Source organism: Vibrio sp. JZG120, assembly GCF_053890955.1.
In genome coordinates this window covers 181,622-206,418 of sequence record NZ_JBSRRK010000002.1, presented here as the reverse complement: position 1 = coordinate 206,418, position 24,797 = coordinate 181,622, and the positions used below count along the sequence as shown (strand labels likewise).

Below are 24,797 nucleotides of genomic sequence, written 5' to 3'. Positions count from 1 at the left end.
TTATTTATTAACCCCTACATGGGAAGCATGTTGGGGTTAATTTTATTACTCAAATGTTTGTAGGTTATTTGAGTAAGTTAGGGAGAATAAAATGCGTAACGTCCGACGTAACCATCGCCTGTATCGATCGCTGCTTGCGTTAAGTGTGATTGGTGCTTTATCTGCGTGTAATTCTTCTGGTGGTGGCGATACTAATAGCAGCACTCCGCTACCGGATACCAGTTATGCTTGCCAAGCCAATGTCATGGCGCAAAGTAACCAACTTCGTACTTATCAAATCATGGTCGAGAGTTTTGTGGATGGTGATGCAAGCATTGGTCACGGTACGGGCTATGGCACCAGTCACCATAATGGCGATTTGCAAGGGGTGATTGATTCACTTGATTACATCCAAGATTTAGGGATGAACGCGATTTGGTTGACGCCGATTTTTGAGTCTGAAGCGATAGCAGGACAAGATCACTGGGCCGATCGTTTGGACGCCACGGGCTATTTTGCGACAGATTACTTTAAGATCGACCCAAAATTTGGTGATTTAGCGACCGCGAAAACCCTGGTCGATGAAGCACACAAACGCGGCTTATACGTGTTTTTTGATGGCGTATTTGGTCATCACAAAGATGGTTTGATCAAACCATCTCCCTCCGGCTTGTTGCCATCAGGATCGAGCAACCCCGTTGATTACCCAGCCAGTCTCGATTTCTACAAAGAAGTGGCAACGTATTGGATCAAAGAACTGAAGATTGACGGCTGGCGTTTAGATCAAGCCTATCAAGTTCCGACAGACGCTTGGACACAACTTCGTAAAGCTGTCGATGAAGCCTCGCAAGGTGTCACGTACACCAATAGCAAAGGCGAACAAGTGAATCCGTTGGGTTACATGGTGGCAGAGATTTGGAAAGGGGAGTATGAGATCGCGAATGAGGCGTATGGATCGAACAGCGATCCAGCATTGTGCTCTGCATTTGACTTCCCGATGCGCTATCGCATCGTAGAAACTTTGGCCGTGAATGAGAGCGGCGTGGGTGGTCGCGGTGTGGATTGGCTAGACAACGGCTACAGCACACACAACCAATATCCAACGCATGCGCAACCGAATTTGATGATCGGCAACCATGATTTAGTGCGCTTTGGTGACTTGTTGCAACGCGGAAACTTGGCGGATGTGAATGATGCAGAATATTGGTTACGCCATAAAGCTGCGTTTGCCTTCCAAGCTGCCTACACTGGGCCAATCACGCTGTACTACGGCGATGAAATCGGGGATCAAGTGGATGGTTTTGCCGCAAAAGAAGACAACAACACCTGCGCCATTCAAGGTTTGTGCGATGATCACGTTGCGCGCAGCAGTGCAAAAATTGAAGGTGTGACGGCGACACTTGACGCAAACCAAGCCGATCTCAAAGCTTACGTGAAATCGCTGATGACGATGCGCAGTGCGCACCCAGCATTGTATCAGGGGTCACGCACGAATTTAGTTGCGAGTAACGGCAGTTATGTGGACTTGAAACAATCTGGTACAGACAAAGTACTGTTTGCGCTAAACACTTCGAAAAGCGCGAGAACAATTATTCTTAATCAGGAAAGTGTTAGTACTGGTGAGTTGGTGGATCTGCTCACGAATGAAAAAATTACGCCAAGCAATGGTCAATATCAAATTCCGATGTCGCCATTACAAGGTCGATTCTTTGCGGTTACACCCTAGGAAGTATCCAGAATCACCGCTCATCAGTTGAGCTGACCAGAAGCTTTTCTCATACACAAGCCAAGTGTTGTTGCTGACCCCCATAGGCGCACACTTGGCTTTTTTCCGTCCGTTTTACTTTTCCCTTAATGGTTTTCCAACGATGTAGCCAACAGGTTGCTTCGCTTTTTGCATTGGCGTTTGTTTTCGGCAGGTAGATATTTGTGAGATAAGCTGCACATTAAAAAGTAAATTAACACTTGTGCAACGTAAAAGTGTGACCGAAGGATTACTTATGCCTTACTAATATGTTTATCGTGTTTGGGATTTACATAGCTAATGGAAAAGTATAATGAAATCCATAACGAAACCCCTCTGTCTTCTTGCTGTTATTAGCTCTCCGCTTGCATATAGCCAAATTCTCAATGGTGACTTTGAACAGTGGAATGGCAGTGCGCCTACGCAGTGGTCAGTGATTGACGCTGGCATCGCGGTGTCGCCAAGCAGCGAACAAATCAAATCGGGCGGCCTGGCTGCTCAAGTCGTCGTGAATACAGGTACCCAAAGCAACACTGACCTTTTGCAAACCATTAATGTGGAGCAAGGGAAAACCTATCCGTTTTCTGTCTCGGTTTATCACACCGAAGGAAATGTAAAAGCACGTCTGGTGGTTGATGGTTACAACAATTACTCAGATCCGCAGCAGGTAAACCAGTGGCAAGAGCTGGCGCATAACTATACTGCGAGTTTGAACAAGACCATCAATGTCGGGTTGCGTTTTTATGATGAGGCCGGTTTTGACGGCTCAGAAGTTGTCTACATCGATAATTTTCAACCGACCGAGACAAGTACACAACCTCCTGTAGAAAGTTGTAGTGATCATGAAGTGCTTCTTACACTCACGACGGACAACTATGGCTCAGAAACTAGCTGGGAGTTGAAAAATAGCCAAGCGCAAGTGCTTTTCTCTGGTCAGGGGTATGAGTCGTCAACCACTGTTGAAAAGACCATGTGTTTAGCCGATGGTAACTACCAATTTACGATTCAAGACAGCTATGGCGACGGCATTTGCTGTGGCAATGGTTCGGGGTCTTACGCGTTGAAGGTGGGAGATAAGACTCTTGCTTCTGGCGCTGAATTCTCGAAAAGCGAAATCACCGACTTTACGTTAGGTGACTCAACCTCAACCCCACCAGTGGTTGATGGTTACTACCAAGCGGCGTCTGGCAAGACGGGCTACGCTCTAAAAACGGCGCTGTTTAACATCATCAACAACCACACTAGCCGAGGTTATTCTGCGGTGTGGACCTTGGTAAAAGATGCCGATATTGATCGTTATTACGAAAATGATGGCTCTATTCTCGATATGTATTCAGAGAAACCTGCGGGCACTGATGCTATCAGCTTCACGAAAGTGACAGACCAATGTGGTCAATATAGCCAAGAAGGGGATTGCTACAACCGTGAACACTCGTTCCCGAAAAGCTGGTTTGGCGGCAAAGTTGAGCCGATGAACTCCGATGGTCATCATTTGTTTGCGACCGATGGCTATGTGAACGCGAAGCGCAGTAACTGGCCATTTGGTGAAGTTGCCACCGCGACGTACGTGTCTAGTAATGGTTCTAAACTTGGTCAAGCAAGTACTAGCCTAGGTTATTCCGGTACGGTGTTTGAGCCGATCGATGAGTTTAAGGGCGACTTCGCCCGTGCTTATTTCTACATGGCAACCCGCTATGAAAATGTTGTAGGTAACTGGGAAGGCAATTCAAGCAATGCGGATGCTGTGCTTGATGGTTCAAGTTCAACGGTTTTTGAACCTTGGATGTTAAATATGCTGAAACGTTGGCACAAAAATGATCCGGTTAGTGAAAAAGAACAAAACCGCAATCAACAAGTGTTTGAGTTTCAGGGCAATCGCAATCCATTCATTGATCACCCTGAGTTTGTTGAACAGATTTGGGGAAACTAACACCTTCTTGATTTTGGTATCCACCATTTAGTGACGCCAAAAAAACAAAGGGGAAGCGTGATGCTTCCCCTTTTTCATTATGGATGTTTTTAAATGAAACTAGTTTTTCGTTACCGTCACGATTGGCGCCGACTTGTCAGCCGCGTTGAAGTGGAAGTTGTAATTTCCTGCTTCTGCAATCGCAATTTTCAGGTTTGCACTACCGCCACCGACTTCCATCGTTAGCGCTTTACCAAGCTCAACACTGCCTTCGCCACCGAAGTTGGTGTCTGCTGCCCAGTCTGCGCTCGCAACTTTCATCTCGTAGTTGCCCGCCGCTAGGTCAATGTCTAGCGAGTAAACGTCATTTGCTACATAGCTGAACTTCGCAGTTGAGTCTTGCGCTGGAGTATCCCATGTGGTGATAGTGCCACGTAGGTAAAGTGCTGTTTCACCGAACGTTGGTGCATCTGCTGACTTCGTCACTGAAACGACAGGTTTTTCTACGCTTTCATCTTGAACATGTAACGCGTTCAGAGTGAAGTTGTACTTACCAGTTTCAGCGACAGACAACGTACAGTTCCCCGCAGAGCCTAAGTCTAGTGAGCCAGAAGCCAAATCTGCAGCATCACAACCGATGTTTGGATTTGCCCATCCTGAGTCCGCAAATTTGAACTCGTGTTCACCTGCTTCAAGAACGCCAGTTACAGAGTACATGCCGTTGCCAATAAAGGTCATCGCCCAGTCACTGCTATCTGACCACTCGTTCATGGTGCCTTTGACGTAAACCACAGTTTCGCCGTAAGGAGGAATGCTCGATACGTCTTTATTGTCCGTGTTTACTGGTAGGCCTGCACCTTGCGCGCCGTCTTGTGGCTGTACGAATACCGCTGTTGTCAGTGCTGGTACTGTGAACGTTTCATTGGCGAAGCTTGCACCTTTCACGATGTCATCCGCAGAGTTTTGTTGAACTTCATGCAGCTCGAAACCAGTTGCGCCAGCAACTTTGAAAGATTTCTCAGTTGATGTTGAGTTCACAACGGCCACGATTGCATCATAGTTCGAATCCAAATCGGCACCTGCTGATGTGCCATCGTCGATAGACATCACAATCAAGCCTTCTACTTGGTCTTGGCCCACGTTGCGGAAATCAACACGATTCATCACTTCTTGCGCGGTGTCTAAGCGGAACAGTTCGCTTGTACTGCGGATTTTTAGTAGCTCTAGGAATTGTTGCTTAGTCAGCTCGATGTCCGTTGAGTCTGGTTTCGCCGTGCTGTCACCGACGATGGTTTTGATCAACTCCCAGTTTGCACTGTCTTTGTCTTCACGTGGTAGACCAACGTTCCAGTTATTGTCGCTTCCATCGAAGAATACACGGTTGAACCAGTCACCAGAATCGTACGAGTCACGCTGCATTGACTTAGAGCGCAATAGCTCAGAACCCATGTGAATGAACGGAATACCTTGACCTAGCATCACCGTTGATAGTGATACAGACTGCATTCGTGCGCGCTCAGCAGATGAAGTGCCTGTCGCAATCTTGTAAGCGTTGTTGTCCCACAGCGTTTGGTTATCGTGCTTAGACACGTAGGAAATGTTCTCTGATGGCACTTTTGTGTAGCCTGCTGGAGCACCATTGTAATCAACATTTTTACCAAGTTTGGTTTCGCCTTTGTAATCCAGAAGGACGTAGTCAGCTAAGTTACCAGCCATACCTAGACGAACCAGATCTTGGTTGTGTAGACGGCCATTCACAGATTCTGCGTCAGTTTTGGTTTCTTCGTTCGGGTAAGCAGCGTTACCAAAGCCTTGGTTGAAGCGAAGTGGGTGCTTACCTTCAGAATCTACACCTCCATCAAACGGGCTTCCGCCACGAACTGCGTCACGCAGACGATCAGAGAAAGTACCGATTTCTGTCCCCGCCATGTTGACTTGTGTTGCTTGATCGAAGCGAGCGTTTTGCGCGACTTCACCGAAGTCCCAGCCTTCGCCGTAGAATAAAGTATTCGGATCAATTTCACGGACTTTTTCAAGTGCGTAAACCATGACATCTTTCGGCTGGTGGCCCATAAGGTCAAAACGGAAACCATCGACTTTATAGTCATCCGCCCACACCATCAATGAGTCAACCATCAGTTTACCCATCATTAGGTTCTCGGTTGCAGTGTTATCACAACAGGTTGAGTTTTCTACGCCGCCAGTGTTGACGTTTAGGCGGTGGTAGTACCCAGGGACAATTTTATCCAGTACTGATTTTTCGTTCACACCGGATGCATTCGTGTGGTTGTACACCACGTCCATGACCAGTTTCAGATCCATTTTATGCGTCGCTTGCACCATTTCGCGGAACTCAAGAATACGCTTAGACCCGTTAGGATCGGTCGCATAACTACCTTCTGGCACGGTGTAGTGGTATGGGTCGTAACCCCAGTTGAAGCTGTCTAGCATGCGAAGATCGTTCATCAACGCTTGTGCTTTGCCCGTTGTTGGGTCGTAGCTGTTTAATACCTCTTCAATCACTTTGCCGTCGTCTTCGGTCTCACAGATGGACGCTTCTGGCTTGATGCCACAAAGTTTACCCACGGTGTCGGTGATATCGACTCGTTTGTCGGCGTCTTCATCCACGGTTGCAATATCAAATGCTGGTAGGATATGCAGCGTTGTTAGGCCTGCATCTTTTAAGGCTTGTAAGTGAGAAACAGACTCACGCTCAGGTTCTGTAAGCGCCAGATATTTGCCATCAAGACTTGGTGTGCCTTTGCTGTCGTTAAAGCTGAAATCACGAATGTGTGACTCGTAAAGGACGTGGTCTTCGTCTTTTTTAACCGTTGGGCGTGCGTAGTTTTTCCAATCTTGAGGCATTAAGCTTGGATCATCTAAATCAACCACTTGCGAGTATCGTGAGTTCTTAGACAAGCTCATTGAATATGGGTCTGTTACCAAACGCGTTTCAACGACGCCAGTTGTAGGGTGGTACACCTTAACTTGGTAGCGATAGTATTTGTTAACAACATTACTTTGTGCCTCAGAAGCCCAGATACCTGTTGCTGGATCTTCTGTCATTGCAACGGTAGCTTCTTCCGCTAAGTTTTCATCGTAGATTATCAGATCAACATCTTGAGCAGTTGGCGCCCATAGCTTGAAGGTTGCAGCATCGCCTTCCACAATCGCGCCGAGCTCTTGACCAATCGCGTTACCTGCCTTGGAATCGGCAAATACCGCATCCAAAACGCCCGGCTTTTGCACTTCAGTTGCAGAAATGACGTCACCATTCGCGTTGTAAGCTACCATAACGATTTGTGACTTCAGGATCGTGCGTAGGGTCGCGTCATCGACATCAATGCCTGCAGCTTGGAGGCTAGCAAGGTGACGGAAGCGTGATTTCAGACCATCAGATAAATCACCTGCTTTCGTCAACTCAACCGCCGTGCCACCGGAGATTTGCTTGTCTTCATCCATTTTAATGTCGTTGCTGAGGCTGTAGAACAGCTTCATGGAATCCGCATTGGCCGCCGCTTCCCACGCGATGGTGTTGGCATCTAGCCAATGCGCTTTTTGACCATCAATATCAACAGGGCGTTCTTCGATTGGCTCGTAGTAAAGCTCACTGCTGCCGTGGAAGCCAAACAACCCTTTAGATTCGCCGATTTTCGTCAGCTCTACTTTTGAATTTGCACTGCCGAATGCTTTCTCATCGCCTTTGTGCAGAATGAAGTTCATGCATTCGTGTGGGTCAGAGGCATCTGGGTTCACTTTCAGTACGTAATAAGCACCGTAGGTGTCGTTGATGCCATCGAATGGATGCGGTGCCGACCAATCCGTTCCTGTGCCAGGAATGCCCATTGCGTCTAAATCTGTGCTGGTACAGCCTTCACCGTTCCACAGGTGCAAGCCCCAACCTTCGTAGTCGCTGGCCGTTGAAGCGGACGCCACGTCGCGTTTGTAATAAATGACGACCTCGTTCTCTCCCGCAGGGTACAAGCCTGAGCCTGGGTTCGTCGTATCTTCGTTCGTGCTATCACTACCACAACCGCTGATGACTGCGACGGAAATCAAAGGCAGTACGGTTTTGGCAATTGTTGATAATTTAAATGTCTTATTGTCCACGTTTACAAATCCATTGTTATTGAATTGATATTGAGCTGCGCGCTGCCTTCGCTGACTCAGTCATCAAGAAGGTTTCGCACACGCTAGAAAGGCAGATGCCGAAAAAGGAAATGTTCAACTAGATGCTAATACACTGAATCATCAGCAAAATGTGAGAGCAGGCAGTTAAGTTTTTTACAAGTGAAAATTTTCTGTCACAGTCGATTTTGTTCACAAATTAAATAATAAAACAGACGCATAGTGAGAGCTTCTGCACATCATTAAAATGTAAAATTTTATAGGAGGAGCAAGGGGGGATGATAGGGGAGGAGAATATCTCAGCCCCAAAACCGTGACTAAGTTCTATAAAAATCACAGTGATATTTTTCAATTAAAAATAAGTTGCAGTGATATTGCATAAAATACCGCCATTAAGTCTTGGCAAGCTTCAGATTTTCGCTAAGTGGTCGTTATATAATGAAGGTAGTCGGCGTTATGTCGGCGCGTAATCTTAAGATTTCCCTGAGAGGGAGATGAATTGGGCCCTGAAACCAAAAGAGGCTATTTATGAGTAGTATGGGCATTGCCATTGCGGCAACTGGCCTTTCACTCGTCCTGATATTTGTGTGGATGATCTCGTTGTCGATGCGGAAACAGAGACTCGAGGCAGAGAGGAAAGCTCGCGAAGCCGCTTATCGAAAGGCGATGCAAAAAGCGCGAGAGCAAGAGCGTAAAGAGCGTGAGTTCAAAGCAGAAACCGGACATATCCCCACCATTTTATTTCTAGCGAAAGAAGCTGAGAAGGACAACATTCGTCAAGCGCTGTATTGGTATGATAAAGCCGCTAAGTTGGACAATGTGACGGGAATGTACGGTATTGTTCGCTTGAGTGAGCGCATGCGTGAAGATGTGATTTTAAAAGAGCAGGCAAACTTTTGGCGTACCGCCATTGCCGGAATGGAAGGGGATACCGAAGCGAAATTTGCGACAGGCAAAGCGTTGGTTTTTGGCCGCGGAACGGAAAAAAATATTCCCAAAGGTAACCAACTGATTGAAACTGCAGCCGAAGAAGGCTGCATTGATGCCATGCTTTACATGGGTGAATGGCAACTTTCACCAGACAATAGTGCAGGACGCAGTGCAGATGCGCTTTATTGGTTTATGAAAGCGGCTGAAAAAGACAGTGCGGACGGAAAGATCCAAGTTGGCTTATGTTACCTAAATGGTGTTGGTACAGAAAAAAGCATGGTCAAAGGCTGCTATTGGCTTGAAAGAGCCGCAGAAGGTGGCAGCGCCGAGGCGATGTATCATGCTGGCGAAGCGTGGAAGGACAAAGGTAAAACAGGCAATGCGATTGCTTATGTTTGGCTGTTTCTTGCTGCCAATATGGGGTATCAGCCAGCGCGTACGTTGCGTGACGAAGTGGCGACCAATATTGGTGTTGACGTCGTCGTTGGATTGCAATCTATAGCGAAACCGTTGCAAAGAAAGCTGGCGTCAGGGATGGTAAGAAAGCATTCCATTATTCGGGCGCTGAACAAGGTGTACAAACGCGAAGCGTATTTTCCTGCAGAGGAGGAGCTTAACGCGGTGCTGAGTGACGAAAATAAAGACGATGCTAACGCATGGGATGAAGCATCGGCGCCGAACTTCCAGCCAGACATGACCACAGCAACGACGGAAGGGCAGACAACCACATCGTCTACCGAAAAAAAGCTCTCTAAAGAGGCGCTCGATTTCACGCAGAATTTCCTTCAACCATAATTTATCTTATCCATAAGCCTCATAATTGAGGCTTTTCTTTTGCCTTTCTGTCTCAGTATCTCTGTCGATCACAATTACAGACTGTAAACTTATCTAAGCGATTCATTTACTGGACTGCATACTATTTATTCGATTTTTCAACACATTTTTAGTGCTTCGCTAAGATGGGATATGTTTATCTTCAAATAGAGGGATTTCCCTCTTTATCTACTTCTCCTGTTGGGCTCAAATCAAGTCTCTTCAATTGATAGTAATAATGATTGAAGAGCAATACTTGATGCCCAGAGTAATAGGTGAATAGTATTCATTACTTTATCTAATAATGTAAATTAAAAATTGTATTATAAATCTTAAATTGTGTTTTTATATTTAGGCATGGATTATTGATTTTATAATTAATTAGGCGCAAGATGACGTACAAAATAAAATAGCATAGATAATATGCAGAATTACACTAGGAAGTAACTTTTTCATTACATGTTTCAGCAGAAATGGAGCGAATTAGTTTGCTCTGTTTTTATTTCTATTAGAGATTTGTGTATGTTGAGAATCATTAGTGCAGATAAATTCATCTCTTCAAGATTTATCTTAGAGTACAGTAAGGCTGAGTTCGCTTCTTTATTAGGCGTTTCCGTTGCTAAGATAAGTAATATTGAAAGTGGAAAATCTTCAATCCCCCCGGTGTACGATTACGCCATTAATTATTTACTTAGTGAGCATCCTTTTAAAGATAGTGCAGTTGACGCTTTATGCTCTCACGAAACGTTAAACTTTGCTCGGCGTATTGACGTCAACACCAAAGTAAAGCGCCTGTCCTGCAAGCGCTGCGATAGCCGAAGGCTGCACGTTATGGCAGGAATGAGTGGGTTGTATTTTGTTGAGTGTATGGATTGTAAACATACCATGTACTCGTCAGGCATGTCTGTAAAGCGTTATCAGCAATGGTCGAATGGTGGAGTCAAGCTAGATAGTCATTTATTCAATTAAGTTGTTTTTTCTTTATATCCAAAGTAAAGAGCCATCAATACATGTGTTGATGGCTCTTTTATTATGTGTTTAAATTTGGTTAAAAGTGGAGTGTTTTAAACTGCAATAATATAATTTAACTTATTATATAGTGATGGAAATCTCAAAACTTTATTTTCTTATAATAACCTTCTTTTTAATAATGGGCGTTGTCACATAATTATTGAAGGTTCTTTCCTTTTAGGTGCGTTTCAATATCATTGAGATAGAAGCTGGAAAGTGATGAAAGTCTCTAAATTTTAATTCGATAAAATAAGTCTTTTAAATATGAAAATTTAATCACGAAATTTGTAATTTGAATTTTAAATAAATATTTCGTTTGTAATATCTGTCCTTGTCATTTTTAAAGAACAAAAAGAGATATTTCAAATGAAACGTTTAATTATAGGTGTTAGTAATTACATGCCTGAAGACTTTAGCTTATTAGCTGAATCTTTAGATGAACAATTTAATCGTCACTTACTGCCTTTAGAACAAGTTGAATTAACCGACGTTGGTGCGGCTATTATTACGTCAGCAGACATTAAAGCGGGTCTGCACAGAATGATCTCGGAAACAGGGTACGGAATTCCTGTTTTCTTAGTGACCGATGAAACTCCAGTTTCGGCAGAAGATTACGTTTGGTTAACGGGTGTTATTGATTTAGAAAGACAATCTATCGATTACTACTGCCGTCAAATTAATGAAGCCGTGACTAAATATGAGTGTCGTCTGCTCCCTCCTTTCTTCAAGCAATTAACGCACTACGTTGAGATGGGTAACTCGGCGTTTGACTGTCCAGGGCACCAAGGTGGTCAGTTCTTCAAAAAACACCCTGCTGGTAAACAATTCTACGATTTCTTTGGCGAAAACCTATTCCGTAGCGACTTGTGTAACGCGGACGTGGACTTAGGTGACTTACTGATCCACGAAGGTTCTGCACACCAAGCGCAAGCACACGCTGCAAAAGTATTTAACGCTGACAAAACTTACTTCGTACTCAACGGTACTTCTGCTTCAAATAAAGTGGTGTGTAACGCGCTAGTAACTGAAGGTGATTTGGTATTGTTCGACCGCAATAACCACAAGTCGAATCACCACGGCGCGTTAATCCAAGCGGGTGGTATGCCGGTTTATCTAGAAACGGCGCGTAACCCTTGGGGCTTCATTGGTGGTATGGATGAGCATTGTTTCGATGAAGAGTACATTCGTGCTCAAATCGCGAAAGTATCTCCAGAGCGTGCACGAGATGAACGTCCGTTCCGCCTGGCCATCATCCAGTTGGGTACTTACGACGGTACAATTTATAACGCTCGTTACGTCATGGATAAGATTGGCCACCTTTGTGACTACATCTTGTTTGACTCGGCATGGGTAGGCTATGAGCAGTTCATCCCTATGATGAAAGACTGTTCGCCACTGCTACTGGATCTGAAACCAGATGATGCGGGTGTGATCGTGACTCAGTCTGTTCACAAGCAACAAGCTGGCTTCTCTCAAACGTCGCAAATCCACAAAAAAGACCGCCATATCAAAGGCCAAGCTCGTTACTGCAATCACAAGCGCTTTAACAACGCGTTTATGATGCACGCATCGACATCTCCTTTCTATGCGTTGTTTGCTGCATTGGATGTGAACGCGAAGATCCACGATGGTGAAGCAGGCTTACGTTTATGGAGCGACGCGGTTAAGACAGGTATCGAAGCGCGTAAAGAAATTCTCAAAAGTTGTGAGTTAATTCGTCCGTTCATTCCAAATGAAATTGAAGGTCAACCTTGGGGCAGTTACGACACGGATGTGATCGCGACCAACAAGAAGTTCTTCATGTTCGAGCCAGATGCAAACTGGCACAAGTTTGAAGGTTATGGCGAAGGTCAATACTTTGTTGACCCATGTAAATTGTTGCTAACCACGGCAGGCATTGCCGAAGACGGCAGCTACGCAGATTTCGGTATTCCGGCAACGCTATTGGCGAACTTCCTTCGCGAAAACGGCATCATCCCTGAGAAGTGTGACTTGAACTCCATCTTGTTCCTACTCACTCCAGCCGAAGATATGGGTAAGATCCGTCACCTTGTCGCGCAAATCAACCGATTTGAAAAATTCATTCGTGATGATGCACCTCTCAGTATCGTGCTACCAGGCGTCTACGAAGCGAACAAAGAGCGCTACCGTGGTTACACCATCCGTCAGCTATGTCAGGAAATGCATGACATGTACAAAGAGCTGAACGTGAAACAGCTACAAAAAGCGATGTTCCGCAGTGAATACTTCCCACAAATGGTTCACAAACCAGACGTGGCAACACGCAAATACTTCCGCGGTGAATGCGATTACTTACCACTTAAAGAGGCCGTCGGCCGCGTAGCCGCCGAAGGTGCGCTGCCTTACCCTCCAGGCATTATCTGTGTGATCACTGGTGAAATCTGGACCCAACAGGTGGTGGATTACTTCTTATCTCTAGAAGAAGGCATCAACCGATTCCCAGGCTTCGCGCCAGAAATTCAAGGTGTGTACCTTGAAGATGTCGACGGTCGCACTACCGCACATTGCTATGTCCTAAAAGATTAATCTACCCGTTCGCACCACGCTCTGGCGTCGGTGCGAACCGCTTATTCGTGGAGAATAATTTATGAGTACTGAAACTAAAAAAATGTCGGTGGTGCAGTTAACCATTCTGACGTTCATCAACATGGCTGGCTCCGGTATCATCATGCTGCCAAGTAAACTGGCGCAAGTGGGCACCATTTCTGTGTTGTCTTGGTTGATCACGGCAGCGGGCTCTTTGGCGTTGGCTTATGTGTTTGCAAAATGTGGTCGCTTTAGTAAACGTGATGGCGGTATGAACGGTTACGCGTCTTACGCATTCGGTAAATCGGGTGCGTTTATGGCGGGCTGGACTTACGGTTTGTCGCTCCTTATTGCGAATATTGCGATCGCGATTACCTGTGTGGGTTACGGCTCCGCATTTTTTGAAGTGACCCTATCTCCGGTCGAAACCTGTTTGTACACCATCGCCATTCTTTGGATTTGTACTTTCGCTAACTTCGGTGGTGCGAAAATCACAGGTCAAATCGGTACCTTCACGGTATGGGGTGTGATCCTACCGGTATGTTCGCTAGGTATTGTTGGTTGGTTCTGGTTTAACCCAACCATGTACATCGAAGCTTGGAACCCACACCACCTGCCATTTGGTGAAGCTGTGAGCGCTTCTATTGCCATGACACTATGGGCGTTTCTTGGTCTTGAATCAGCTTGTGCGAACTCTGAAGCAGTAGAAAACCCAGAGAAGAACGTACCAATCGCAGTATTGGGCGGTACGTTGATTGCTGCGGTGGTTTACATTGTATCGACAAACATCTGTTCTGGTATCGTTGCAAACTCTGAGCTTGCCGCTTCTACCGCGCCATTCTCAACCGTATGGTCTGTGATGCTTGGCTCAGCAGCAGGTAAAGCGGTTGCTGGTATGGCGGTATTGGCTTGTGCGGGTTCTCTATTAGGTTGGCAGTTCACTATCGCGTCAGTGTTCAAATCATCTTCTGATGCGGGCTTCTTCCCTAAATTGTTCTCTCAAGTGGACAAACGTGGTACGCCAATCAAAGGTATGGTGGCCATCACGGTTATCCAATCGGTGCTGTCTTTAATGACTATTTCTCCAACGCTGAACGAGCAGTTCGAAGCGCTGGTTAACCTAGCGGTAGTAACGAACGTTATTCCTTACATCCTATGTATGGGCGCAATTTTCATCATGCAGCAAGTGGCGCACGTGCCAGAGCGCGAGATGAAAACCACCAACATTATCGCTCTGATTGGTTCCCTATACAGCTTCTACGCGCTATATGGTTCTGGCTACGAAGCGATGATGTGGGGCTCAATCGTCACCTTCCTAGGCTGGAGTGCTTACGGTCTGATTGCTGCCAAGCATGAGCCTTTAGCAAATTAAAAAATAATGAAAGAGCCTTCCCAAACGCGGTGTGGAAGGCTCTTTGTTTTTAGGCGCTTATGCCAAGCCCAAGTCAGAACAAGGCTCTTGGGAATAAATATCCAATGATGTGAAAACTCATTTTCGACATTTGGAGGACGAAAGATGATAAGTCAACCTGTTAAAATCGGTGACGATACCGCCGTAGTCATTCCAAGCGTAATCCTGACTCAACTCGGGATAAGGGAAGGAGATACCCTAGAAATCGCACTGAATAAAGACAAAATGGAAATCAAGAAGATGGTGTTGAAAACCAGCGCTCCAACTTACTCTGAAGAAGTTAACGAGAATTGAGTTAGAGAATCTTGGTTTGTCGGATACACTACTGGTTTCGCAAAACTGGCGCTTGCCGCTGTCTTTGAACTATCGATAACAACAATAAGAGGTAAGGTACTATGCAAGGTATCCTCTCTATACAATCTCATGTTTCTTTTGGTCATGCTGGTAACAGCAGTGCCGTTTTCCCAATGCAACGCATGGGCTTCGAAGTATGGCCGATTCATACCGTTCAATTTTCTAACCACACGCAGTATCAAGAAGGCTGGACTGGGCGAGCGTTTGCGGCTGAAGACATCAGCGAGTTAGTTCGTGGTCTTAGTAACATCGGTGCATTGGAAAAGTGCCAAGCGGTGTTGACGGGCTACCAAGGCAGCGCAGAGCAGTGCCTTGCTGTTGAAGAAACCGTGACGAAGGTGAAGCAAGCGAACCCGAAGGCACTTTATGTTTGCGACCCTGTGATGGGCGCGCCAGACAAAGGCTGCATTGTAGCTCCGGGTATTGCTGAAAATCTTCTGACTCGTTTGATGCCAATGGCGGACGTGATCGTGCCTAACCAGTTCGAGCTAAGCCAATTTTCAGAGATGGAAATCCACTCACTAGACGATGCGATCACCGCATGCCAACGTGCACTAGCGAAAGGTCCAAAAATAGTGCTAGTGAAGCACCTTTACTGCCTAGAGAATGGCAGCTTCAACATGTTACTGGCAACGCAAGAAGGCATTTACTTAGCGAAGCGTCCTCAGTTTGAGTTTGCCAAACAGCCTGTGGGTGTGGGTGATCTTATCTCGGCTATCTTCACCGCTGGATTATTGAAGGGGTGGTCTCCTAAGCAAGCTTTCCAACACTGCCATGACGCGTGCTACGGGGTATTAAGCGCCACTTACCATGCAGGGGAGTGGGAGCTGCAAACTATCGCGGCACAGCAAGAGTTTGTTGAGCCAAGTAAGCATTTCTCAATTGAAGAGGTGGCTCTGGCCACCGCGTAATTGAGCGCAAATAATTAGTATATAAAAAAGGGGAGCCATCATCGGCTCCCCTTTCTATTTATTCTGTCAGTCTTACTGAGCTTTTTGCTGTTCTGATTTACAAACTGCTGCTGTGAAGACAACGTCTGTTGAACTGTTTAGTGCAGTTTCAGCAGAGTCTTGAATCACGCCGATGATGAAGCCAACCGCTACAACCTGCATTGCTACGTCGTTTGAGATACCAAACAGACCACACGCAAGTGGGATAAGTAGTAGCGAGCCACCTGCAACACCTGATGCGCCACATGCAGAAACCGCAGCCACAATACTGAGCAGTAGCGCAGTCAGTAGATCAACTTCAATACCCATAGTGTGCACAGCTGCAAGCGTTAGCGTTGTGATAGTGATTGCAGCACCAGCCATGTTAATGGTCGCACCTAGTGGGATAGATACTGAGTACGTATCTTCGTCCAGTTTTAGCTTCTCACATAATGCCATGTTTACTGGGATATTCGCCGCACTTGAACGAGTGAAGAACGCGGTTACACCACTTTCACGTAGGCAACGGAATACAAGTGGGTAAGGGTTTTGCTTAGTTTTAACGAACACGATCGCCGGGTTTACAACGAGTGCGATGATCATCATTGCGCCAAGAAGAACCGCCAGAAGGTGTGCGTAGCTTGCTAGTGCGCTAAAGCCTGTTGTTGCGAACGTTGAAGCAACCAGACCAAAGATACCAAATGGTGCAAGACGAATGATAAAGCGAACAATGTGAGACACGCTGTGGCTGAGATCTTCAAACACGGCTTTCGTTGTTGCAGATGCGTGGTGTAGCGCAAGACCCAGACCCACACCCCAAGCAAGAATGCCAATGTAGTTTGCTTCTACTAGTGCATTTACTGGGTTGTCGACCAGTTTAAACAACAGTGTGCGTAGAATTTCAGCAATACCTTGAGGCGGCGTTGCACCTTCAGCGCCGGTGACAAGCGTTAAATTGGTCGGGAAAAGGAAGCTTAGAACCACTGCTGATAGCGCCGCGAAGAACGTACCCATCAGGTACAGTACAACGATTGGACGCATGTACGTGTGCTGGTTTTTCTTTTGGTTCGCAATTGAAGCGGCAACCAAAATAAACACAAGGATTGGCGCGATCGCTTTAAGAGCACCAACAAAAAGGCTACCAATTAATCCTGCACTTTCGGCATGGCTTGGGGAAATTGTGGCGAGCAAAATACCAAAGACAATACCGACAAGGATCTGGACGACGAGGTTACCACGAGCAAATCGGGCAACGAGGCTGTTGTGTTGCATACATCATTCCTGCAATTTTATGCCAGAGCGAGCAGGGCAATAGTCCATCATTACACGGCGATAATGCCCTTGTATTGCAAGGGGTGAGCATTGCTTCTGGTCACTAAGACACATGATTATCAATTATCCTGTTTTTATAAATTCAGCCATTTTCTTGCTGAATATCACATATCTTAGCTTGGTAATATTTTGTGTCTAGTTTTAGTTTGTTTTTGGATTAAATGTTTGCTCAATGTTATTTAAATAAGATTTTTATGTTGAAAATTATCATTAGTTATGAGTAATGGTTTTTAATAAAGTTGTTAAAAAGGAGACTTTCGTCTCCTTTGATTTTATTGACAACTCAAACGTAACAAATCAATAACTTTGTTGGCGCCTGCGCTTATCACTCATGGCATTTCGAGTGAGTTTCCCGAACTGTCGACTTTGAGCTCGTTGTTCTGCCAAAGTCGCGCCGTTAAAGGCTTGTTCTCGCAATAGTTTTTGATAGTTATTGAAACGACGAACCTCCAGTTTGCCATTTTCAATCGCAGCTTGAACTGCGCAACCCGGCTCAGTTTGATGCTGGCAATCACCAAAGCGACAACGCTGAGCGAGAACCTCAATGTCAGAAAATGCCTCACTGACGCCCACTTCGCAGTCTGCTAGTTGAAGCTCGCGCATTCCCGGAGTATCAATCAAGATGCCGCCATCAGGTAATAGATGGATAGAGCGAGATGTGGTTGTATGTCGCCCTTTGCTATCGTCTTCACGAATATGCCCAGTCGCCTGTTCTTGCTGCCCGAGTAATGCATTCACAAGAGTTGATTTGCCAACGCCTGAAGAACCGATAAAAGCGACGGTTTGCCCCTCATTACACCAACTCATGAGCTTAGAAGTACTTTCTGCATCTAAGCCGTTGACCGTCTCAATGACTAGCAGAGGGTCTAGCTTCTGTACTTGGCTTTTGAGTTCATTGACGTCGTCACACAAATCGGCTTTGGAAAGGACGATGACGGGTTCGACTTCGGCTTCATGAGCCAAGGCGAGATAGCGTTCAATACGACTTAAATTGAAGTCGTCGTTAAGGGAACAGACGATAAAAACGGTATCCACATTTGCGGCGATGAGCTGCTCTGCCACTTTGCTGCCTGCTGCTTTGCGGCTAAAGAGGCTCAAGCGATCCAGTAAGCGAACAAATTGCTGATCGTCATTTAAGATAACCCAGTCTCCGACGGTCATATTGGGTAGAGAGCGGTGGGCATTGAGGTGGACTTGCCCCGTTTCTGTCGCCAATAGGTAACCACTTCGGTGATGCGCAATAACACGTGCAAAAATAGTGTCGTCGTAATCGTCTAGTGTCAGTTGTTGCTGAAAAAATGGTTTCCAACCCAATCGTTTTAGTGGGTTTGAAGTTGAAATTAACGTGTCACAAAAAGTATGTGTTTGATTCATTGTTGAATTATCCCAGACGCAAAATAGCGCCTTAATACAAATCGCATTAGGGTCTAATTCGGATAGAGTTGACCCCGGTGAAGACCGGGCAGAGAAGGGGAGTTGTGGCTATGCCACGTAATTGGTGCGGTTAGGGTTACCCTTGCGATGCCCAGTTAGTGTTATTCAATACAATCATCATGTGTCCTCTTCGTTGGTTAATAAGTAAGTGAATTAATTAAGCCAAGAGAGTATAGCCGCCCTTTTTCTTAGAGGGTAGCTATACTGCGAAAATATTAGCTTTGTTTGTTGATGCGCTCTTCCATTATCTGCGAATACGTGTTGGCTTTTAAGCCATATATGATTTGGACATGACGCTCATCCAGTATCACGACGCCATGTGCGCCATGATTTTTGAGTGCATTTTTATCTATGATGGACGTCGTTCTGAGGGTAAGACGTAGCCGAGTCGCGCATGCTCCAGTTTCTAGCAGGTTTTCTATCCCCCCAATGGCGTCAATGATCGTATCGACGTCTTGTTCGACATTGGGGTTGGTTTGAGTTAGGAAACTGAAAAACTGTTTCAGCACTGACTTAACTGTCATTTGAGGAGCCTTCAGTCGTCAGTTTTGAAATGGCTTCAACAATCGGTGCCGGCGAGAGCGTATGCGGTACTTTAGTGATTAACGTGCCATCCGGCTTTAAGAAGTAAAAGTAAGAGCTGTGATCAAGCGTGTATTTGAGCTCCGAGCCTTCCAATTCGGTTTTGCGGAAAATAACACCATAGTTGTGTGCCAAAGGTGTGGTTACATCAAGCGGTGCCGATAGGCCTTCAATCATTGGATGGAAGTAATGGGCATATTTCGCCGAGGCATCGGCCTCATCACGCTCTGGATCTAAAGAAATGAACATTGGGCGCAGTTGCGCTTTTTGCGCTTCATCGATCTGATTTAGGGCTCCTGCCAGCATAGCAAGCGAAGTTGGGCAAACATCTGGGCAGCGAGTAAAACCAAAATAGACGACTCGAATGCGAGGGTCATTCACATCGAAGATATTGACGGCTTGGTTATTTTCCCCAAACAATACCGTTTGTTGAGAGGTGGAACTATCCACTTGCTCTGGCTTCGTTTTCTGATTATCTAAATAGCTTTTTACGCCAAACCCGAGGGCGAAAGCAACTACGAGAAATAGGGACCAATTGCGGCTCATAACGATTCCTTATCTTTGCATTTTTATAGCAGGGTAAACGGTACTCTCTCCATCACTGAGTTCACCAACCCAGGTCATGGCGTCTTGAGTGCAAACCGGCAGAATGATGTCACCTTGATATCGACCGGGAGCGACTTGCTTCAGTAAAAACTTGGGCTCTCCCATCTCCATTTCTCTTCCTGAAAGGCTTAGGACGAGTTGCTCAGCATCGCTTGTGTGCCACTCAACATTCAGAGTAGTAGGGACCAAGGGTTGAGCAGTATCTGCGTTGAGCGTCATCGTAACATTCTCTTGAACGCACGAGGCAGTAGAGAGAACGCAATACTCATCTATCGGTTTGATCGGAGTGGATGAAGAAAAGCTTTTTAGTAAAGTTGGGGCATAAAATCCCGCAACCAGTGCGGCTGAAACAGCGGCGATTTGTAACACTTTCATTAAGGTTCAGCATTTATCACTTAACATTACCTGCATCGTAGCACAGAAGCGTCATTCGCCAACTCGTGGCCTAGATAAATTGTGCGTTGTGCCTCGATGCCAGAGATCAAAATAACCGCGCGGTGTAGGGGTTGTTGAATCAAGCCCATAAAGATTTTCAATTGCGATGATTTTCTCTTAGCCAACAAACAAAAACGAAGCCAATTGGCTCCGTTCTTGTTTGTTGATTCCGTATTGATTTGATACCGCAGTTACTTGTCTGAATCTGCGAATTTTTCGAGACTCAAAACCAGCGCAATGGCAGCAAGCATCATCACAACGGCAAGCACTAACTGAGAAGGTTGTGATGTCACGTGTTCAAATTCAAATGGTGATAGGTTGTGCTGTAGCAAGGGCACTTGCTCACCCTTTGAATTGGTGCGCCAAGTGATGGTTTCTTTCCAAGGCCAAATCTTTGGTAACGTACCAATCATTAAGCCTGTCAAAAACATCAGAGTGAAATCGCGGAACTTGCGTAGTAACCACGACAATAGATGCGAAAAGGACAGCAAACCAATCACACAACCTGACAAAAACAGCGCCAATGTATCGACTTGGAAACCTTTCACGGCGGCTAATACAGGTGCATACATCCCAATCAATAACAAGATAAAGCTGCCAGAGATGCCCGGTAAGATCATCGCGCAAATCGCGATAGCACCAGCGAACAATGTGTTAATAGCCGTTGGTTCCATGTGTAAAGGTTTAAGCACGGTGATGCTGTAAGCAAACCCGACACCAACGAGTAAAGTCACGAAGCGGATAAGATCACGTTGTTCAACCTGACGAATAATGTGATAGACCGATACCAAAATCAGACCAAAGAAAAATGACCAAAGTGGGATCGGGTGTGTGTCAAGAAGCCAAGTGATCAACTTTGCTAGCGTAGCAATGCTGGTGAAAATACCGGCAAACAGAGCGATAAGGAAGAAACCGTTGATGTGATTAAAGGCGGCTTTAACCCCTTTTTTTCGCCAAATAGAGAAAAGTGATGGGTTAATGCGTCGAATGCTCTCAAGCAGCGTATCGTAAATGCCGGTGATAAACGCGATGGTGCCGCCTGATACGCCAGGAACAACATCTGCTGCGCCCATGGCGATTCCTTTGAAGAAAGTAATTAAGTAGTTCATTGCTCTAATGCTAAGTCGTTTCGATGGCACAGAGTATACAAACATTGCGACGAAAAAAGTATGAAATAGTGCTGTAGCTACTGGGTTTTATATCCAAGCAATTGCTTATTTTTGTTACAGGTTATGAGGTGATTCAAATACAACGATATCTTAATATTTGGTTTACATTATTGAGATGATTAACTGTACTATCAATGGCTACGTTTGTTGCATTATGCAAATGCAATTTGATAATTAAATTTGCGTTTTGCTATATTTTATATAGGCAAATTCACTTTATATGAGATCTTGTGCCCAAAAATAAGTCTTTGCATTTTGGCATGATTAATGCATAATACTGCTCGACCCTTCTTAAGCCGAGGGTCACCTAGCCAACTGACGTTGTTAGTGAATACAATTTGTTCACACTAAATATAAGCCAATCGCGATTATTGCGGTTGGCTATTTTTTTATATGAACAACGTTACTTACGTGCTTTGCAAATTGCATTTCCCTCGTTCTAGACTCATAAAAAAGGGCTGACGCATCACGCCAACCCCTTGTATTTCACTTTAGGTTTTAATCTGTTTTCTTGAGCTGATCAGTACCCCATCAACTGGAGTAAATTTTCAGCTGTCACAATGGCCTCTTTACGATTGGCGATATTGAGCTTTTGGTACAAGTTGCGAATGTGGGTTTTAATCGTGGTGCCTGCCACATCAAGCTCTTGCGCGATTTGCTCATTACTGAAACCAGAATAAATCAAACCAAGCACCTGCCACTCACGTTGAGTCAGTGGGCTTGTGCGAACCAGTTCCGGTACGTTAGGGTGGTTTACCAGCTTCTCAATGAAGTCTTCATCAAAGTGAATAGAGCGACTGCGCTGATTGGACGAAATATCCTTCATCAATTGTTGAGCGCGGTGACGTTCTAGATCGCCTAGCTCATGGCGTAGGCTTAACTTCTCCAGTAGCCCGCCAATGGTGGCGCCATCAATGAGGAAATTACCTACCATCCCCGTCTGGTTTGTCATCACTAACGCTTCTTTTAGCAAAGCTTTTGCTTGCTCTTCGTCTTTTTGACGAGCAGCAAACACCGCTTCGACCACTAAGTTGCGATTAGTATCTGTGATCAGGTTGGTTCGACGAGCTTCACTTTGGAGGAAATCCAATGCTGCGCGCGCTTCGGTATATTGACCTAAGTTGATGTGTGCGCGTGCAATGTTACGCCATTGCAATTGTGAAAAGTGGTTGCATGCCGATTCAGGACGAACCGCAGTGTTGAGCCATTCTTGCATTGCATCGGTGTTACCGCGCGCTTGCCAAAATAGGATCAACGATAGTGAAGCGTTTGCTGTCCAATCTACGTGGTAAGTCGACTGCTTCATCAAATGTTGAATGTGCTCAATGAATTTACCGGCTTTGTCTAGCTCGCCACGGCCAACCGCAATACGCGCCAGCATCGAGTAGCTGTGTAAGTGCTTACTTGGCGAATGGTTTTCGAGAATTTGTAGACCTCGGTAGGCACACTCCTCTGCTTCATCAAGTCGGTTCCAGCACCAAAGCACTTGCGCACGAATACGCAGCAAAAACTCGTGCAGAGGAACATGTTGAAGTTGCTGATCTTCAATCAAACGGAATGCGGAATCTTGCAGCTCAAAGGCGGCTTGTACGTAACCTTGCGCAATCAAAATCTCGCTTTGTTGTAAAATCGCCCATAACGCTTGGTGGTAAACTTGGTACTGACGAGCCAGTTTCTCGGTTTGTTGCATCATCGGTAACGCGCGGTCGAGTTTACCTAGCACGTGGTTAACTTCGCCAACAACCGAAGTTGCCACAATGCGGCTACGGTAAATCGTGTTATCAAGTTGGCTAAGTGCTAGCTCCGCTAATTCGAGTGCTTTCTCTGGCTGGTTGCTGTTGATAGCCACTTGAGCAAGCAGCGCGTTTGCTTGACCTTGATAATGAATATCTAACTCAATGTTACGCTTTTTATGCTCTTCTTCCGCTTCTTCAAGCAGGTGGCCTACTTGGTTATAACGGTGCTGACTTTGAGCCAACCAAGCTCGGAGCATCGTAAGTTTTGGGTGGCTGAACAGAAGCTCAGCATCCAACTTATTAATTGAGCTTTCCAGTGTGCTGAGCTCGCCTTGGTTAAACATCTTCCAGCCGAATTCGTTTAGAATTTCTACCACCAAGTCTTTATCGTTCGACTTTTGTGCATGGTGAATCGCTTGGTGCGGTGCTTTTTGTTGTAACCAGGCAACAGCTGCATTGCGGTGGAGATCTTTTTCTTGCTGAGGAATACGCGCTTGGCGCTCATGAGACAAAAACTCGCCAAATAAGTTATGGAATCGGAACCAGTTTTGCTCCCCTTCGAGTGGGTAGATGAATAAGCCGTAGCGGTTTAATGATTCGATCAAACCAAGTGCATCTTCGCGTTGGGTGAGGGCAAACACCAACTCATCATTGAAGTGGTCAAGCACGGAAACTTGCATCAAGAAATGACGAGTTTCGTGATCGAGTAGGTCAAATACTTCTTCGACCAGATAATCCCACAAATGCGCGTGATTGAACTGAGATACCGACTCTACGGTTTGTGCCAATGTACGGTTTTGATGTTGCGCTTGCAACGCGATCAACTGCATCGCTGATGGCCAACCTTCCACATAGGTTCTGAGGCTGTTTGCCATGTCTTCGTCGATGCCATCGGCAATACGCTGATTAAAGAAGCGAGTCGTTTCTTCGGTATCGAACGCCAACATCTCGTTGCCTATTTCGATCATTAAATCACGAACACGTAAGTTTGCAGTACCCAGAGGCGGCGCTGCACGACTTGTTACCACAACGGTGAGGTTGTCTGGCATGTGTTTTAAGAAGAAACGCATGGATTCATGAATTTCATCGTTGGTGATCAAGTGATAGTCATCAAGCACCACGTAGCACTCTTGATGAAAATCAGCCATTTCCGCGAACACTTCGCTGAATAAAGAACGTAGAGAAGAGATCTGGCGTTTTTCCGCCAGTTTTTGTGCGTTAGAGCAACTGAAGTTGGTGGCTTTGTTTAATGCTTGAAGCAGGTAATTTACAAAGCGAAAGCCGTCGTTATCGCTGTCATCAATGCTGTACCAACCGACGTTTGGTTTATCGGATAGCCACTGCGCTGCCATGGTGGTTTTTCCGTAACCTGCTGGGGAGCGGAATAAAACCAATTTGTAGTAAGGCGCTTGCTGTAGTAAGTCCAACACTCGTGGGCGCACGATGGCATTGTGCAGGCGTCCTGGTCGAGTAAGCTTAGATGGAATCCACATTAGTAATTATGTCCTTATTTATGTATACCCAAGTGATTGCGACGTGATCATTTCAGTAAGGCCCCCTCGAAAGCTTCGTCTTACTGAATGATGTCATCAGCATCAAAAACTGCTTGAATGCCGGTTAATGTCGCCTCTTGTTGGGGCTTGCATCCGTCTGAAAAAGCATTCCATACGGTCACTTAGATATAAAAGCTAGCGAAAACTAGAAATAACTCACACCGCCTAATTCTAGTTTGTATAAAAAGCGTACAA

General features: G+C 45.6%; 16 protein-coding genes. 8 read left to right on the top strand and 8 right to left on the bottom strand.

Going from position 1 to position 24,797, the window contains the following annotated elements; all coding sequences use genetic code 11:
- Nucleotides 1-91 precede the first annotated feature (91 nt).
- Together ACWPOD_RS06770 and ACWPOD_RS06765 are read left to right on the top strand one after the other, a co-directional pair.
- Nucleotides 92-1,705 (top strand): alpha-amylase family glycosyl hydrolase, encoded by a 1,614-nt coding sequence (locus tag ACWPOD_RS06770; protein WP_456231703.1) that lies wholly within the window; start codon nucleotides 92-94, stop codon nucleotides 1,703-1,705.
- Nucleotides 1,706-2,036: 331 nt separating this feature from the next.
- Nucleotides 2,037-3,653: an endonuclease gene (locus ACWPOD_RS06765; protein WP_456231702.1), complete on the top strand. Its 1,617-nt coding sequence runs from the start codon at nucleotides 2,037-2,039 to the stop codon at nucleotides 3,651-3,653.
- 99 nt (nucleotides 3,654-3,752) lie between these two features.
- Here ACWPOD_RS06765 and pulA read toward each other — a convergent pair whose 3' ends face one another.
- Complete coding sequence (gene pulA / locus ACWPOD_RS06760; RefSeq protein ID WP_167427803.1) at nucleotides 3,753-7,742, bottom strand: pullulanase-type alpha-1,6-glucosidase; 3,990 nt, start codon at nucleotides 7,740-7,742, stop codon at nucleotides 3,753-3,755.
- A 546-nt stretch (nucleotides 7,743-8,288) separates the two neighbouring features.
- On the opposite strand from pulA, the gene ACWPOD_RS06755 reads away from it, so the two are divergent.
- From ACWPOD_RS06755 to pdxY, 6 genes are all read left to right on the top strand, one after another.
- Nucleotides 8,289-9,485 (top strand): tetratricopeptide repeat protein, encoded by a 1,197-nt coding sequence (locus ACWPOD_RS06755; RefSeq protein ID WP_046875696.1) that lies wholly within the window; start codon nucleotides 8,289-8,291, stop codon nucleotides 9,483-9,485.
- A 540-nt stretch (nucleotides 9,486-10,025) separates the two neighbouring features.
- On the top strand, nucleotides 10,026-10,472 hold the full coding sequence (locus ACWPOD_RS06750; RefSeq protein ID WP_031780583.1) for a helix-turn-helix domain-containing protein: 447 nt from the start codon (nucleotides 10,026-10,028) through the stop codon (nucleotides 10,470-10,472).
- 408 nt (nucleotides 10,473-10,880) lie between these two features.
- Nucleotides 10,881-13,061, top strand: a complete 2,181-nt coding sequence (speF, locus tag ACWPOD_RS06745; protein ID WP_069528156.1) for an ornithine decarboxylase SpeF — start codon at nucleotides 10,881-10,883, stop codon at nucleotides 13,059-13,061.
- 61 nt (nucleotides 13,062-13,122) lie between these two features.
- A complete protein-coding gene (gene potE, locus ACWPOD_RS06740) occupies nucleotides 13,123-14,433 on the top strand; it encodes a putrescine-ornithine antiporter (protein ID WP_005396773.1) in 1,311 nt (436 codons plus the stop codon).
- Between the two features lie 144 nt (nucleotides 14,434-14,577).
- Nucleotides 14,578-14,766, top strand: a complete 189-nt coding sequence (locus ACWPOD_RS06735; protein WP_005396772.1) for an AbrB/MazE/SpoVT family DNA-binding domain-containing protein — start codon at nucleotides 14,578-14,580, stop codon at nucleotides 14,764-14,766.
- A 101-nt stretch (nucleotides 14,767-14,867) separates the two neighbouring features.
- On the top strand, nucleotides 14,868-15,737 hold the full coding sequence (gene pdxY / locus ACWPOD_RS06730; protein ID WP_167427802.1) for a pyridoxal kinase PdxY: 870 nt from the start codon (nucleotides 14,868-14,870) through the stop codon (nucleotides 15,735-15,737).
- A 72-nt stretch (nucleotides 15,738-15,809) separates the two neighbouring features.
- Here the strand turns inward: pdxY and sstT are convergent, their stop codons facing one another.
- From sstT to malT, 7 genes are all read right to left on the bottom strand, one after another.
- Complete coding sequence (sstT, locus tag ACWPOD_RS06725) at nucleotides 15,810-17,027, bottom strand: serine/threonine transporter SstT (RefSeq protein ID WP_005396770.1); 1,218 nt, start codon at nucleotides 17,025-17,027, stop codon at nucleotides 15,810-15,812.
- Between the two features lie 357 nt (nucleotides 17,028-17,384).
- The gene (gene rsgA / locus ACWPOD_RS06720) at nucleotides 17,385-18,461 is read right to left on the bottom strand and encodes a ribosome small subunit-dependent GTPase A (RefSeq protein WP_456231701.1); all 1,077 of its coding nucleotides are present in this window, start codon (nucleotides 18,459-18,461) and stop codon (nucleotides 17,385-17,387) included.
- A 275-nt stretch (nucleotides 18,462-18,736) separates the two neighbouring features.
- Nucleotides 18,737-19,045 (bottom strand): PTS transporter subunit EIIB, encoded by a 309-nt coding sequence (locus ACWPOD_RS06715; RefSeq protein ID WP_046875700.1) that lies wholly within the window; start codon nucleotides 19,043-19,045, stop codon nucleotides 18,737-18,739.
- Nucleotides 19,035-19,649: an SCO family protein gene (locus ACWPOD_RS06710; protein WP_006740812.1), complete on the bottom strand. Its 615-nt coding sequence runs from the start codon at nucleotides 19,647-19,649 to the stop codon at nucleotides 19,035-19,037. The genes ACWPOD_RS06715 and ACWPOD_RS06710 overlap by 11 nt, the downstream gene beginning before the upstream one ends.
- Before the next feature lie 9 nt (nucleotides 19,650-19,658).
- Nucleotides 19,659-20,084: a hypothetical protein gene (locus ACWPOD_RS06705; protein ID WP_074190343.1), complete on the bottom strand. Its 426-nt coding sequence runs from the start codon at nucleotides 20,082-20,084 to the stop codon at nucleotides 19,659-19,661.
- Between the two features lie 251 nt (nucleotides 20,085-20,335).
- Complete coding sequence (locus ACWPOD_RS06700; RefSeq protein ID WP_041853110.1) at nucleotides 20,336-21,253, bottom strand: DUF368 domain-containing protein; 918 nt, start codon at nucleotides 21,251-21,253, stop codon at nucleotides 20,336-20,338.
- A gap of 580 nt (nucleotides 21,254-21,833) precedes the next feature.
- The gene (gene malT / locus ACWPOD_RS06695; protein ID WP_005396763.1) at nucleotides 21,834-24,542 is read right to left on the bottom strand and encodes an HTH-type transcriptional regulator MalT; all 2,709 of its coding nucleotides are present in this window, start codon (nucleotides 24,540-24,542) and stop codon (nucleotides 21,834-21,836) included.
- Between the last annotated feature and the right edge of the window lie 255 nt (nucleotides 24,543-24,797).

Coding starts and splice junctions, on each gene's coding strand:
- ACWPOD_RS06770 (WP_456231703.1), top strand. CDS start 92: ATGCGTAACGTCCGACGTAACCATCGCCTGTATCGATCGCTGCTTGCG.
- ACWPOD_RS06765 (WP_456231702.1), top strand. CDS start 2,037: ATGAAATCCATAACGAAACCCCTCTGTCTTCTTGCTGTTATTAGCTCT.
- ACWPOD_RS06755 (WP_046875696.1), top strand. CDS start 8,289: ATGAGTAGTATGGGCATTGCCATTGCGGCAACTGGCCTTTCACTCGTC.
- ACWPOD_RS06750 (WP_031780583.1), top strand. CDS start 10,026: ATGTTGAGAATCATTAGTGCAGATAAATTCATCTCTTCAAGATTTATC.
- speF (WP_069528156.1), top strand. CDS start 10,881: ATGAAACGTTTAATTATAGGTGTTAGTAATTACATGCCTGAAGACTTT.
- potE (WP_005396773.1), top strand. CDS start 13,123: ATGAGTACTGAAACTAAAAAAATGTCGGTGGTGCAGTTAACCATTCTG.
- ACWPOD_RS06735 (WP_005396772.1), top strand. CDS start 14,578: ATGATAAGTCAACCTGTTAAAATCGGTGACGATACCGCCGTAGTCATT.
- pdxY (WP_167427802.1), top strand. CDS start 14,868: ATGCAAGGTATCCTCTCTATACAATCTCATGTTTCTTTTGGTCATGCT.
- sstT (WP_005396770.1), bottom strand. CDS start 17,027: ATGCAACACAACAGCCTCGTTGCCCGATTTGCTCGTGGTAACCTCGTC.
- rsgA (WP_456231701.1), bottom strand. CDS start 18,461: ATGAATCAAACACATACTTTTTGTGACACGTTAATTTCAACTTCAAAC.
- ACWPOD_RS06715 (WP_046875700.1), bottom strand. CDS start 19,045: ATGACAGTTAAGTCAGTGCTGAAACAGTTTTTCAGTTTCCTAACTCAA.
- ACWPOD_RS06710 (WP_006740812.1), bottom strand. CDS start 19,649: ATGAGCCGCAATTGGTCCCTATTTCTCGTAGTTGCTTTCGCCCTCGGG.
- ACWPOD_RS06705 (WP_074190343.1), bottom strand. CDS start 20,084: ATGAAAGTGTTACAAATCGCCGCTGTTTCAGCCGCACTGGTTGCGGGA.
- ACWPOD_RS06700 (WP_041853110.1), bottom strand. CDS start 21,253: ATGAACTACTTAATTACTTTCTTCAAAGGAATCGCCATGGGCGCAGCA.
- malT (WP_005396763.1), bottom strand. CDS start 24,542: ATGTGGATTCCATCTAAGCTTACTCGACCAGGACGCCTGCACAATGCC.